Source organism: Facklamia sp. P12955, from assembly GCF_050409565.1.
In the GTDB taxonomy this organism is placed as follows: domain Bacteria; phylum Bacillota; class Bacilli; order Lactobacillales; family Aerococcaceae; genus Facklamia.
Map to the genome: position 1 here is coordinate 1 of NZ_JBNUPF010000006.1, position 12453 is coordinate 12453.

Here is a 12453-nt window from a genome sequence, read left to right on the forward strand (position 1 = left end):
TTTCTTTTTATTATATATCAAAAAGCCCTCTAAATCACCATAGGTTGGTGATTTAAAGGACTTTGTCTACAGTCTGAGCCCAATTACTTCCAGTAACTGGGCTTTTCATGTGTAATGTGTTTAAAATAATCGGTTATTCAAATTAGCAAATCAGTAAATATAAGAGAGTCAAGTCTGATATTAAGCGTAAATTCAAGCCGCTTGACTTATTTAAACGGTCAATTCGATAATTAAGCGTGTTGCGATGTAAGTACAAATCCTGGGCGGTTTTACTAATATTCCCCCCATTTAGAAAGAGTTGGCGTATCAACGCACGATCTTGATCATCTGAAATCGTTTGACCATAGTTAGCAAATTGGGCGAGATGACTTTCTTGTAAGTTCTTACCAACTTGTTGTAAAAGCAAATGGCTCATGCGATTAATGGTGTTTTTCTTAAGTAACCTCTGATGACTTTCTATCTGAGCCACGTCAAAAGAAATTTGATCTTCAACACTTTCTATACCAGTATAAGGAGACCCTATGATGACAAGCGCTGATTGTCCAAAATCATCATTAAGCATTTTTAGAATTCCTTCCATCATTTGGGATCCTTGGTTAGCCCAAAAAGAATTGTGGATGACATAAACAAAGTGATGTGAATTTCGTTTTATATAATCAATAATGTTTTGACTGCTTGATCTGAGAGTAGATAACCACAAGGATTGATCAAAGTCTGTTTGCAAATGCTCAAAAAAGATATGAAACAGACAATAACCTTCTTTATGAGAGCCTTCTAAATCAAGAAGAGAGTGAGGAATTTGAATGACTCCTTTTGCTTTCATTGTAAGACCTCCTCGTAAATAAACGGTTTAAAGATTATACTTAATTTAGCGAATAACTTTTTCGCTTTCTTTATCGAAGAAATGAATTTTTTCCATATCGAAGGCTAATTCAATGGATTCTCCTGGAGTATATACTTCTTGTGCGTTTACTCTAGCAATGAACTCATCTGATCCAATCGTTAGATACAGCATGGATTCGGACCCCAGCAACTCTGCGACAGAAATCTTAGCATTAACAAGCGAGTCTTTAGATTTCGCAACAATGCTTGTTTCCGCGTGAATATCTTCCGGACGAATGCCAAGAATAATTTCTTTTCCTAAATAACCCTTATCTGATAACAACTTTTTGTGATGAGGGCTTAATGGCAAGTTAATACCTTGATTATTGGTTAAGGTATTACTTTCAATAGTAACAGTAAAGAAGTTCATAGCTGGTGAGCCGATAAAGCTTGCCACAAAAACATTATTGGGTTTATTATAAACTTCCTGAGGGCTACCTATTTGTTGAATATAGCCGTCTTTCATAATAACGATTCGACTGGCCATTGTCATAGCTTCAGTTTGGTCATGGGTTACATAGATAGTAGTTGTTTTTAATTGCTGATGCAGTTTGGCAATTTCTGCCCGCATTTGTACGCGCAATTTAGCGTCAAGATTTGATAAAGGCTCATCCATTAAAAAGACTTTGGCATCACGAACAATCGCTCGACCTAAAGCGACTCTTTGTCTTTGACCACCGGACAGAGCGGCTGGTTTGCGGTTTAAAAATTCAGTTAAGCCGAGTAAGTCAGCGGCATGATTGACACGTCGAGTAATTTCACTTTTATCATACTTACGCAGCTTTAAACCAAAAGCCATGTTGTCGTAGACAGTCATGTGCGGGTAAAGGGCATAATTTTGAAAGACCATAGCGATGTTTCGATCCTTAGGTGCTACGTCGTTCATCAATTTACCATCTATAATCAGTTCGCCTGCTGTTATTTCTTCTAAACCAGCAATCATTCTTAAGGTGGTTGATTTTCCACAGCCGGAAGGTCCAACAAAGACGATGAACTCTTGATCAGCTATATCTAAATTAAAATCAGTTACTGAATTGGTTTTTGCGCCTTCATATCTTTTATTAATCGACTTTAAGTTTATTTCAACCATTTTAATCCTTCTTTCTTACATAATAATTCTAGCTTAACTGAAATTTGTGGATTATACGATAGGCAATGTGCACAAGAAAAGGGAAATCCCAGAAAAGCTGGGCTTGTCTGGGTATTAAAACTAATTAATTATTTACTTTTTAATTCTGAGAGTATATCTTGTAATAGTTCGACTTCTGAAGGGCTTGCTGGCTCTTCTTCTGGAGAAATAATTTTTTTATTTTGTGCTTTTTCTAAAGCTTTAAGTGTGATAAATAAGAAGCTACCAATTAAAAGAAAATTAATAATTGCTTGGATAAATGCTCCATAAACAATTTCAGTCTTACCAACTGTCAGAACAAGACCTGAAACATCTGCTTGACCTGTAATGGCTATAATGAGTGGCATAAAAATATTATCGACTAAAGAAGTAACAATTGCTGTAAAAGCTGACCCTAAAATAATCCCAGTTGCCATAGTAACAACATTTTTATTTGCAATAAAACCTTTAAATTCTTTCCACATAAAAATTAATTCCTCCGTAACAATTCATTTAATACTTATAGAGTACCATGAATTCGAAATAAATCAATGTTGAAATTTTTCATTTGCTATATTTTATGAACAAGTTGGTGACTGGAAATAATTTCTTCGGGAAGATCCCAATAATTATTGATGATTTTATGGACCCATTGATAAGCTAGATAGGGTCCACTTGTTAAGCCGGAAGACCCTAAGCCAGAAATTGTCCATAGATTGGATAAATCAGGGATGGATCCGATTAAGATATCGCCATTGTCAGTGAAGGCTCGAGTACCTACTTTTACTCGATAAAGAGGATAGTTAAAAACATCCGGAAAAATTTGCTCAGCCTTTGTTTTTAGCTCTTTGATAACCAGGGGATTAATGGTTAAGTCTTTTGCTTGGTCATCTTCATGACTTGCGCCAATTACTATCTCACCATTATCAAAGGGAAGGATATCAATGCCACCCGGTGACATAATAACAGGCCAGTTGTTATCGACCCATTGTGGGTGGTAGATAGAAAATAGCTGGCCTTTTTGAGGGCGCAAGTTACAATCAAACCGCAAGGAGCTTAGAAGTTCTTTGACAGCGGGTCCTGCTGCCAAAAGGACCTGATCTGCAGTAAATGAGTCTTGATCAGACTGAATCAAAAAGCTCTTTCCTTCTTTAAGCAACTGAACTTCTTTTTTAACTATTTTCCCCCCTTTTGTTAGAATCGCTTTATGTAATAAAGCAACCAATGCCTGCCCATCTACTCGGCCACCCCCTTTAATTAAAGAGCCAGGCCAAGGGCTATCAATAAGAGGAAACAAATCATGAATTGCTTCTTGTGTTAGTGTTGAAACTTTTCCGATAGAAGGAGATTGCTCTCTTTTTGAATCTGCGTTTTCAAGATCTCTGTGTAAGTCTTTTTCATTTTTACGTAGAATCAAAGTCCCAGTTTCCTTAAAAAGACTGGAAGCATCAAATCCGTCTTCAGTTAAATCTTGAATAAATTGACGGTAGAATTCTGCACCATGAACGACAAGGTGATACCATTTTTTATTTCTTCTTTTGGAAAACCAAGGACAAATAATTCCAGCCGCCGCCTGGCTGGCTTGACCAACTTCTTTATCGAGAAGAATTACTGGATAGCCAGAACGAGTCAGATAATAGGCAGCTGTCGATCCAACAATACCACCGCCAACAATGATAAAAGGAAAATGTTTTTTCAAAAATATCCTACCTTTCATTAATAGAAATTAAAATCAGTAAATGCTAAATTAGAGACATCAAATTAAAAGGAGACCTTTTTATGGAAGAAACACTCAGACAGATTCAAAATCACCGTAGTATTCGCTTTTATAAAGATCGCCCAGTTGCAGTGGAAACTCGTCAGCAACTAATGGAAACTATGAATGCCAGTCCGACTTCTAATGGGTTGCAGGCCGTTTCAGTTGTCCGTATTACTGATCGTATTTTACGCGAAGAATTAGCCAAGGTTGCAAAACAAGCCTATCTTGCCGAGGTGCCTGAACTATTGATTTTTCTTGTGGATTGGCATCGCAATGCTGAAATAGCTAAGGCTAAAGGCTATCAAGGAGAAAAATATCGCTCAATGGATTATTTCTTTCAGGGAGTGGCTGATGTTTATATTCAAGCTCAAAGCTTAGTGATCGCTGCTGAATCTTTAGGATTAGGAACGGTTTATTTTGGATCGATTTTAAACGATTCAGCTAGAGTCATTGAACTATTAAAACTACCTGACTTGACTTTTCCTTTAGTAGGGGTTGGATATGGCTATCCGGACGATCAACCCCCATTGAAACCACGAATGCCAATCGAATTTAAATTATCTGAAAATTATTATCGCGCAAATCCAGATTATCTTCAAATGTTGGCAGACTATGACAAGGAAATGACACAATACTATGACACTAGAAATAGCAATCAAAGAGTGGATAGCTTTACTAATCAAGTTAAAAATAAAATTGCTATTGGCGAAAAGAAAAGAGCCCAGTTAATGCAAGTTGTTAGTAAACAAGGCTTTAATGTAATGCTAGAAGATGGAATGGATTATTAAAAATTAGAAAATAATATTTTTGATGAGAAAAGAGTGAGGGATTTAATCTAGCGATTCCTTAAATATAACTAGCTATATGCTTATTGCTAAGGTAGTTATCCTTCAATAAAAATTTTTTGTAGATTAATGGTTGACAGGATTGTTTTTTTTGATTAGAATACTTCTAACAAATCGAATGAAACACGTAGATGTGGAAAGTAGATCGTCAGACTATTTTAAAGAGAGCTTGAGTAGGGTGAAATCAAGCAGTAGGAAGCGATTGAAAATGGCCATGGAGTGGTTATCCTGAATGCATAGCAATAAGGATAAACGGCTGCAACCGTTAGTAAGCCTCAGTATAACAAGTGATACTCACTTGCGTACTGGCAGAGGTAACCTTAGTGATGAGGTTACAAATTAAGGTGGTACCACGAAGTATTAACTCTCGTCCTTTATTGGAGGAGAGTTTTTTGTGTTTTATTGAAAGGAGTGAATACTTGATTGAATTAAAAAATGTATCTGTCACTTTTGAAAAAGAAAATAAAAAAATCCAAGCGGTTTCAGGTGTAAGCTTACAGATACAAGCGGGGGAAATCTTTGGCATTGTGGGTTATTCTGGTGCCGGCAAATCCACTTTAGTTCGAACAATCAATCTTTTACAAAGACCTTCTAGCGGGCAAGTGATAATAAATGGAGTTGATTTGATGCAACTGTCAGCGTCTGAATTGAGAAAATCTCGCAAGAAGATAGGGATGATCTTTCAGCACTTTAATTTGATGAATTCAAGAACGGTGGCAGAGAATGTTGCTTTCCCACTTAAAGATTTAAAATTATCTACTGCTGAAAAAGAAGCGAAAGTGTCTGCTTTGTTAGAAATGGTTGGCATATTAGATAAAGCTCAAGCCTATCCTGAACAGTTATCAGGTGGGCAGAAGCAAAGAGTAGCGATTGCTAGAGCCTTAGCTACAGACCCTTCAATTTTATTGTGTGACGAGGCAACCTCTGCTTTGGATCCTAAAACCACACATTCTATTCTTGATTTGCTAAGGCAGTTAAATCAAGAATTGGGCTTATCGATTATAATGATTACTCACGATATGAATGTTGTTAAAAACCTCTGTCATCGAGTGGCTGTAATGGCTGAAGGGCAAGTGATTGAAGAGAATGGCATTGTCGAAATGTTTACCCAACCTCAAAACCCATTGACGCAAGAGTTTATAAATATGGCTACCCACTTTGATTGGGACTATGAATTAGTGCTTAAAGAAATGCGAGGAGCTAACTCTTCAGAAGATTATTTCATCGCTCGCTTATCCTTTGTCGGTCAAGAGGTGACGGAGCCCTTTATTGCACAGTTAGCCAGAGACTATCAGGTACATTGTAATATTTTATATGGTAATATTGAAGCTTTAAGAGGATCATTTGTAGGTAATCTTGTTGTCACGGTTGAATCAAAGTCGCAAGATTGGGAACGAGCTTTAGTCTTTCTGGAAAAACATAAAGTAAATGTCGAGATTTTAACCGATAGGGAGGGTGTTAAGTGGATGAATTAGAAGTAAATGTATATTCCTTTATTAATGACCAATTCCCCAATTTATCATCTTTTTTAGAAAAATGGTTACCCAATGCTTGGCCCATTCTCGACGAATTTATTGTTGCAACTATCGAAACCTTATATATGCTGATACTGACCATCCTTTTTGCAGGTTTATTAGGTTTAATGCTTGGCGTAGTTATTGTTGTAACAGGACCAAAAGGTATTTTAAAAAACCAATGGATTTATCAAGTCTTAGACAGTTTTATTAATATTTTTAGATCCATTCCTTTTATTATTCTTTTGGCTTTATTAGTCCCTTTTACACGTATGCTTGTAAATACTTCCATTGGCCCGACGGCGGCTGCCATTCCTATCATTGTAGGAACGATTCCCTTCTTTGCTAGGCAGGTGGAGATTGCTTTGTTAGAGGTAGATGAAGGGATTGTTGAAGCGGCTCAGGCCATGGGGTCTTCACCGTGGGACATCATATGGCGTGTCTATATTCGAGAGGGCTTAGGATCTTTATTAAGAGTATCTGCTTCGACTGTTATTAATGTTATTGGCTTGACAGCTATGGCGGGTGTAGTAGCTGGAGGTGGTTTAGGAACCGTTGCGATCGCTAGAGGCTATCAAAGAAGTCGTTTTGACGTTGTCATAGTAGCAACCTTATTGATTTTATTAATTGTTTTGATCAGTCAATTGCTATTTAATTGGTTGATTCGAAAGGCAGAAAAACATAAAAGAAAGTATTAGAAAAGGAGAATTATGATGAAAAAATTTTTAAAAGTATTATTAGTGGGTTCTTTATTAGGGGGGGTTACTCTCAATAATGTCTTCGCTGAAGATAAAGAAGATTTTTCAGGTCAGAGTGTTTCAGTGGGTGTCGCTTCAGAATATGAAGAAGATGTTTGGCAAAGTGTTGCTGATATTGCAGAAGAGGAGGAAGGAATAAAAATCAAACTGGTTCTATTCAATGACTATGTTCAGCCAAATATATCTTTGTCTGATGGGTCGATTGATTTAAACGCCTTCCAGCATGTTGAGTTTTTAAATGATTGGAACCAAGCTAATGACGGAGATTTAGTATCGATAGGTTATACATATGTTGCACCTTTGAAAGTTTACTCTGAAAAAATTGATTCTCTCGATCAATTAAAAGAAGGAGATAAGATTGCTATTCCAAATGATGCGACAAATGGGGGGCGTGCTTTACTAGCACTTGAACAAGCAGGTGTGATTGAAGTGGATGATGAAGCGGGTGTGTTAGCTGAAGTAAGTGATATCACCAAAAATGAATTGAATTTAAAGTTTGAAGAATTAGATGCTGCACAATTAGTGTCGGCTTTACCCGATGTAGCGGCTGCGGTTATTAATAATAATTTTGCCAATGATGCAGAACTCGAAGAAGATCTCGTTATTTTTAACGATGCGGCGGATATTGAAAAGCTACCAGATTCATATAAAAATATTATTGCTAGTCGTAAGGAAGATAGTAAAAACCCACTATTTTTAAAAATTGTAGAACTTTATCAAAGTGAACAAACAGCTAAAAAAATAGAAGAAGTTTCAAAGGGTTCGGATCAACCTGCTTGGTAATAATAGTGATACGACATGTTGAGCATTGTTTTTCGACTGTATAAAAATACAATTCGTTCAGACGGCTTATTGTCTCAAATATGGTATAATTGAACCATCAGTACAGACATAGAGGAGGAATTTCAATGTTCAAGCGTGCCGGATCATTTGTGCAATATGGTTTATTAGTTACTTTACTAACTTATGGATTATTAACCAGTTTGGGAGGACCTCAAATTTATACTTTCTTATCCATTGTAATTTTAGGAATTATTTTAGGTCTATTGTTCCTAATCTATTACACAAAATCACTAACTTTTGGTCAAAAGTTAGCGAGTCATATTGGGGCTTCAGCCTTAGTGATAATTGCTGTTGCTTTATTCAATGGTTGGATGCAAGTCGATTGGGATAAGGTTCTTGCAGGAATACTTATCTTATCTGTTTTATGTTTGTTTGTTTATTTTGGCTATCACTATCTAATGAACAAGCGTCAAAAACCGCAAGCTACTATTGAGCCTGAGGTCACTGATAAAGTGGCTCCGAGGTCGGATTTTGATCCTAGGACAGGTGAAGTCCTTCATCAAGAGTCGGTATCAAAAGAAAAAGACACTCATAAAGCCGACTTTGTAAAAGAGGAAGCAAAAGACATTGACCCAAGACAAACAAAGGAAGTTGAAGTTGCCGAGCCAATGGATTTTGAGGTAACAGAGCCCAACCAATTTGAGGAAGTTGAAACTTATGAAGTAGTTGAGCCTTCTGATGAAGCAGAAGAAGTTGTTGCTGTTAACACAGATCTAGAAGGGGATCTCGTTCTGGAAGAAGAGGTAAAGTCAGACGAAAGCTATGAAACTCTCAATAAGTCAGAAGACCAAGAAAAGATTTAAAATGAAAAAAGATTAACCCATTAACTATGAGCAGTGTTTATCTCACCGCTTCATAGGTTAATGGGTTTTCTTAATGAAGAAAGTTCTGAGCTTTGACTAATAAGTCTTTATCATTCGAATAAGTAATTTTATCTAGAGCTTCTTGGTAAGGAAGCCATATGAATTGACTCACTTCTTCTAATTGACGAGTGACTTTATTTGAGTTTGTCTTTGCTATAAAATAGACGACTTCTTTCATAACATCTTTTTTAGGAGAAAAGAGAGTAGTCTCTCTGAATTGATTATTCAATTCAACTTCGAGACCTGTTTCCTCTTTAATTTCTCGAAGGGCTGTTTCTTCTTCCGTTTCACCTTTTTCAATATGTCCTTTAGGAAATGCCCAGTGGCCACCATTTTCATGTTGGATGAGGAGAAAAAGAAAGTCTTGATTATCTTTATAGTAGATAACTGCTCCACATGATTTTTCTTTTTTCATAGATTTCCTTTCTAGAATAAGCGTTCTTGAATATTGTGGGTAACATCGTGGCGTTCATTGGTATAAGCATCTAAAATTTTCTTTTGACTATCAGTGAGACTTTCTTGAGGCAAATTGTATAAATCAGCAATAAACTCTCTAGGAAAGAAAATACGATGGTCTCCTCTGACTTGACCTGTTAAGGAATGAACTAAACTTGAAACTTGAGAAAGTTCGACAACTTGATTGGTTTTAGTGACTAAGTCAATTTGTACTTTTTGACTTGAGTGATAAGGTCGATAATAATCGTAAGGAAGGTCAAAGCTGGAATCTTCATTAATATAATAGTTAGGGTCAAATCCGACTTTACTTAATTCATTGAAGATGGCAGTACGTAGCTCTTCTCTTTCATTGTCATTTGTAATGACTGATTTAAAAGGCTTACGATTAATAAAACGGTAGGCCAAATCAGCAAGAATGGGATCTTTTTCATCTGCCCATTGGATAAAATAAGCGTTCATTATATGATCATCTAACTTGAGATAATCATCAAGGGTCCAATTGTTTTTTAAAAAAGGTTCGAGTAAGTGGATAGGAGCCTCAATTTTTTGACAGTTGTCACGTTCAAGATAACAATCTTTAGCACGAGCTAAAAGTCCCTTGAGGACTTGTTCCATTCCTCTAGAAACTGGGTGGAAATAAACTTGCATATACATTTGATAGCGACTCATAATATAATCTTCTACCGCATGCATACCAGAAAAATCAAAAACGATTCTTTTATCAAACGGTCGGATGACACGCGAAATGCGAGTTAAGTCAAATTCACCATAGGATACCCCTGCATAAAAGGCATCTCTTCTTAAATAATCCATACGGTCGGCATCAATTTGACTGGAGATTAATTGAACAACTTGTTGATTAGGATAGGTTTTATTGATGACGGACGCTACCTTTTCAGGGAAGTCATCACCTAATCTTCTTAAAACTTGGTTAACTTCCGTTTGCTTAGAAGTGATAATTAATTGAGTTAAGGCCTCATGGTCAGTATTAAAAATAGCTTCAAAAGTATGTGAGAAAGGACCATGTCCAATATCATGTAAAAGGGCTGCGCAAATAGCAACCATTCGTTCATCATTATTCCATAACCCATCGCCATCCGTTTTAGAGCGATAATTACGGTCAAATTGGCTGATAATGCGACGGGTAATTTCGTAAACACCTAGCGAATGGTTAAAACGAGAGTGTTCTGCACCGTGAAAAGTATAAGAAGAAGTTCCTAATTGTTTGATGCGGCGCAAGCGTTGAAACTCTCTGGTGTCAATTAAATCAATGATGATACGGTCACGAATATGAATATAATCATGAACAGGATCACGGAAAACTTTTTCACGCTCAAGTTTTTGATTGGCAATAATATTTTGGAATTCAGACACCTATTTCACTCCTTTAGACTTTTCTATGTAAGTGGTTGAATTTTTTGACTACGTTGATAGGCTTTTTCAAATAGCGGTTGATAGATAGAAATTAATTCAGGGTCTTTATAATTTCCTTGATCAATCGCTGTTTTTTGAGAGAGGTAGTTTATAAAATGTTTTTGATAATCAGATAAGGAAAGATCTTGGCCAAGAATTTCAGATAGCGTTGACATAGAACGAGGTTCAATAGTAGGAAAGCGTTGATCGGATTGACTAAGTGAGTAAAATTGCTTCATTAGTTGGCCACGAGCAAATTGGTTACCATTGATACCAATATAAGCAGCAGTAGTAACAGCATCTTTATAGCGACGCTGTGCAATTCCGCCTACCTTTTTTTGGTTAATGACCACATCATATTTACCTGGACAGTAAGAATCAGCAATTTCATAAGCCTCTACTGTTAAACCGTAATGATTTAAAGTCGCTTGAATTACTGCAATGGAAAAGCTAAAAGCTTGGTCAATTGATAAGTTGATTGAACGATTGTCTGTTACAATTGCAAAATTTAGGATGCCTGCATCTTCAACCACTCCCAATCCACCATGTGGTCTTACAGATACTTGATAGCCTGCTTCTTTTAAATAGCTAACACCCTTGGGTAAGTTTTTTAAAAGTTTATCTTTAGCTCCTAAGAAGACACTCGGTTTAAAAATAGGATAAAAATGAAAAATACCATAAGCTTTATCTTTTTTTTGAAGGTCATTTTTTTGTAGGAGATATCTAAGAAAACTATCTTGATAAGCTAAGGCTACATCTCTTTGATCTTTCAGTGGGTTTTCTTGTTCTTGAAAAACTAACCATTTATGTTGTGATAGAATAGATAATAGATTTGAATCAGTCATTGACGAATACTCCTCAAATTGTTAAATTGTAAAGGCTATTAACACTTTGATTATAGCAAATTTTGTTTTATAATAACATGAAAGCTTTAAAGTAAAACTACTTATTAATCAATTAAGCACCAGTAGCTCAGCTGGATAGAGCACTCGCCTCCTAAGCGAAAGATGATGGTTCGAGTCCGTCCTGGTGTATCAGAGACGACATAAGGATGAGAGGAGAAAGATGGAAAAACAAGCAGTCGATGTTTATGTCGAGCAAAAAATAAATTATGCACAAACGAAACATTCAGACCGATGGGAGCACTCCTGTCAAGGTCATACTTATATTCTTTCTACCTATCAAAAACTAATTTATCATGATCAATTAGAAAGAAAAATTGAAGTAAAATGGCAACTGGATGATTCAAAACAAAAGATTAACAAAGTGAAGGTAGATCAAGGAAAGCAGACTTTAGTTTTTAATATAAATCACGCAACCACCACTCTATATGAAAGTGATCAAGGTATCTTATTATTAGAAATCAAAACGCATAGAATTGACTATAGTAAGACAGCTGACGGTCAAATGATACAAATTCACTATCAAATGCATACGAACGATCAATCACTAGGTGAATATTTCTATCAATTGAAATTTACATCATAAATTAGCAATTCCTAGTGAGAATTTTAAGGAGGATAAAAATGGAATTAAAGAAATTTGAAGGCCAAATAAAGGAAGAATTATCGTTAATTGAAGTGGCATATGCTATTTTAGAAGAAAATGGTGAGGCTATTGATTTTACTCAACTGCTTTTAGATATACAAAGCTATCTAAAAGTTTCAGATGAGTTTATTGAAGCCAAAATGATTCGCTTTTATACAGATTTAAATATTGATGGGCGTTTTATCTCAGTAGGTGACAACCGTTGGGGATTAAGATCATGGTATGCAGTGGATGAAATTGATGAGGAAATCATTACTTCTTCTGAAGAAGAAGCTTCAAAACGCCGTAAGAAGAAGTCAGGAAAAGTGAATGCTTTCGCTGACAATGAAGAAGATATGATTGATTACAATGATGATGACCCTGAAGATAGCGATGATGGGTATGTTTATGATGAAGACGAAGATGAAGAAGACGAAGAGGACGAAGAAGATGAACCAATCGAAATCCTAGTTGCTGACGTTGAG

Annotated in this window: 13 protein-coding genes, 1 tRNA gene, 1 pseudogene and 1 other annotated feature; of the genes and pseudogenes, 8 read left to right on the top strand and 7 right to left on the bottom strand. The window is 36.1% G+C overall.

The window, feature by feature from the left end:
• Nucleotides 1–142: 142 nt before the first annotated feature.
• The 4 genes from ACQV2G_RS02395 to ACQV2G_RS02410 all read right to left on the bottom strand — a co-directional run bounded on the left by ACQV2G_RS02395 (nucleotide 143) and on the right by ACQV2G_RS02410 (nucleotide 3689).
• Nucleotides 143–823 carry a PucR family transcriptional regulator gene (locus ACQV2G_RS02395; RefSeq protein WP_428876052.1) on the bottom strand — a complete coding sequence of 227 codons (681 nt, stop codon included), beginning with the start codon at nucleotides 821–823 and terminating at the stop codon, nucleotides 143–145.
• A 45-nt stretch (nucleotides 824–868) separates the two neighbouring features.
• Nucleotides 869–1972 carry an ABC transporter ATP-binding protein gene (locus ACQV2G_RS02400; RefSeq protein ID WP_428876054.1) on the bottom strand — a complete coding sequence of 368 codons (1104 nt, stop codon included), beginning with the start codon at nucleotides 1970–1972 and terminating at the stop codon, nucleotides 869–871.
• Nucleotides 1973–2100: 128 nt separating this feature from the next.
• Nucleotides 2101–2475, bottom strand: a complete 375-nt coding sequence (gene mscL / locus ACQV2G_RS02405) for a large conductance mechanosensitive channel protein MscL (RefSeq protein ID WP_428873123.1) — start codon at nucleotides 2473–2475, stop codon at nucleotides 2101–2103.
• Between the two features lie 86 nt (nucleotides 2476–2561).
• Nucleotides 2562–3689, bottom strand: a complete 1128-nt coding sequence (locus ACQV2G_RS02410) for an NAD(P)/FAD-dependent oxidoreductase (protein ID WP_428876056.1) — start codon at nucleotides 3687–3689, stop codon at nucleotides 2562–2564.
• 80 nt (nucleotides 3690–3769) lie between these two features.
• On the opposite strand from ACQV2G_RS02410, the gene ACQV2G_RS02415 reads away from it, so the two are divergent.
• The 5 genes from ACQV2G_RS02415 to ACQV2G_RS02435 all read left to right on the top strand — a co-directional run bounded on the left by ACQV2G_RS02415 (nucleotide 3770) and on the right by ACQV2G_RS02435 (nucleotide 8512).
• Nucleotides 3770–4537, top strand: a complete 768-nt coding sequence (locus ACQV2G_RS02415; RefSeq protein ID WP_428873125.1) for an NADPH-dependent oxidoreductase — start codon at nucleotides 3770–3772, stop codon at nucleotides 4535–4537.
• A gap of 176 nt (nucleotides 4538–4713) precedes the next feature.
• Nucleotides 4714–4972 (top strand) — a binding site (T-box leader).
• Nucleotides 4973–5013: 41 nt separating this feature from the next.
• Nucleotides 5014–6069 (top strand): methionine ABC transporter ATP-binding protein, encoded by a 1056-nt coding sequence (locus ACQV2G_RS02420; protein WP_428873126.1) that lies wholly within the window; start codon nucleotides 5014–5016, stop codon nucleotides 6067–6069.
• 20 nt (nucleotides 6070–6089) lie between these two features.
• The gene (locus ACQV2G_RS02425; protein WP_428873164.1) at nucleotides 6090–6806 is read left to right on the top strand and encodes a methionine ABC transporter permease; all 717 of its coding nucleotides are present in this window, start codon (nucleotides 6090–6092) and stop codon (nucleotides 6804–6806) included.
• Between the two features lie 15 nt (nucleotides 6807–6821).
• Entirely contained in the window at nucleotides 6822–7649 is an 828-nt protein-coding gene (locus tag ACQV2G_RS02430; RefSeq protein WP_428873127.1) for a MetQ/NlpA family ABC transporter substrate-binding protein, read from the top strand.
• A 125-nt stretch (nucleotides 7650–7774) separates the two neighbouring features.
• On the top strand, nucleotides 7775–8512 hold the full coding sequence (locus ACQV2G_RS02435) for a DUF3021 family protein (protein WP_428873128.1): 738 nt from the start codon (nucleotides 7775–7777) through the stop codon (nucleotides 8510–8512).
• 70 nt (nucleotides 8513–8582) lie between these two features.
• Here the strand turns inward: ACQV2G_RS02435 and ACQV2G_RS02440 are convergent, their stop codons facing one another.
• From ACQV2G_RS02440 to ACQV2G_RS02450, 3 genes are read right to left on the bottom strand one after another with little or no spacing between them, the layout of a single operon-like run.
• On the bottom strand, nucleotides 8583–8987 hold the full coding sequence (locus ACQV2G_RS02440) for a bis(5'-nucleosyl)-tetraphosphatase (RefSeq protein ID WP_428873129.1): 405 nt from the start codon (nucleotides 8985–8987) through the stop codon (nucleotides 8583–8585).
• A gap of 11 nt (nucleotides 8988–8998) precedes the next feature.
• On the bottom strand, nucleotides 8999–10402 hold the full coding sequence (locus tag ACQV2G_RS02445) for an HD domain-containing protein (RefSeq protein WP_428873130.1): 1404 nt from the start codon (nucleotides 10400–10402) through the stop codon (nucleotides 8999–9001).
• A 23-nt stretch (nucleotides 10403–10425) separates the two neighbouring features.
• Complete coding sequence (locus ACQV2G_RS02450) at nucleotides 10426–11286, bottom strand: lipoate--protein ligase family protein (RefSeq protein WP_428876058.1); 861 nt, start codon at nucleotides 11284–11286, stop codon at nucleotides 10426–10428.
• A gap of 116 nt (nucleotides 11287–11402) precedes the next feature.
• Between ACQV2G_RS02450 and ACQV2G_RS02455 the strand changes: the two genes are divergently transcribed.
• The 3 genes and pseudogenes from ACQV2G_RS02455 to rpoE all read left to right on the top strand — a co-directional run.
• Nucleotides 11403–11475, top strand: a tRNA-Arg gene (locus ACQV2G_RS02455).
• Between the two features lie 31 nt (nucleotides 11476–11506).
• Complete coding sequence (locus ACQV2G_RS02460) at nucleotides 11507–11929, top strand: DUF1934 domain-containing protein (protein ID WP_428876060.1); 423 nt, start codon at nucleotides 11507–11509, stop codon at nucleotides 11927–11929.
• Between the two features lie 38 nt (nucleotides 11930–11967).
• A pseudogene (gene rpoE / locus ACQV2G_RS02465) lies at nucleotides 11968–12231 on the top strand (DNA-directed RNA polymerase subunit delta); the annotation flags it as partial.
• Nucleotides 12232–12453 lie beyond the last annotated feature (222 nt).

What these genes read in the sequence shown, in the direction of transcription:
- ACQV2G_RS02395 (WP_428876052.1), bottom strand. Translation starts at nt 823, where the DNA reads ATGAAAGCAAAAGGAGTCATTCAAATTCCTCACTCTCTTCTTGATTTA.
- ACQV2G_RS02400 (WP_428876054.1), bottom strand. Translation starts at nt 1,972, where the DNA reads ATGGTTGAAATAAACTTAAAGTCGATTAATAAAAGATATGAAGGCGCA.
- mscL (WP_428873123.1), bottom strand. Translation starts at nt 2,475, where the DNA reads ATGTGGAAAGAATTTAAAGGTTTTATTGCAAATAAAAATGTTGTTACT.
- ACQV2G_RS02415 (WP_428873125.1), top strand. Translation starts at nt 3,770, where the DNA reads ATGGAAGAAACACTCAGACAGATTCAAAATCACCGTAGTATTCGCTTT.
- ACQV2G_RS02430 (WP_428873127.1), top strand. Translation starts at nt 6,822, where the DNA reads ATGAAAAAATTTTTAAAAGTATTATTAGTGGGTTCTTTATTAGGGGGG.
- ACQV2G_RS02435 (WP_428873128.1), top strand. Translation starts at nt 7,775, where the DNA reads ATGTTCAAGCGTGCCGGATCATTTGTGCAATATGGTTTATTAGTTACT.
- ACQV2G_RS02440 (WP_428873129.1), bottom strand. Translation starts at nt 8,987, where the DNA reads ATGAAAAAAGAAAAATCATGTGGAGCAGTTATCTACTATAAAGATAAT.
- ACQV2G_RS02450 (WP_428876058.1), bottom strand. Translation starts at nt 11,286, where the DNA reads ATGACTGATTCAAATCTATTATCTATTCTATCACAACATAAATGGTTA.
- ACQV2G_RS02460 (WP_428876060.1), top strand. Translation starts at nt 11,507, where the DNA reads ATGGAAAAACAAGCAGTCGATGTTTATGTCGAGCAAAAAATAAATTAT.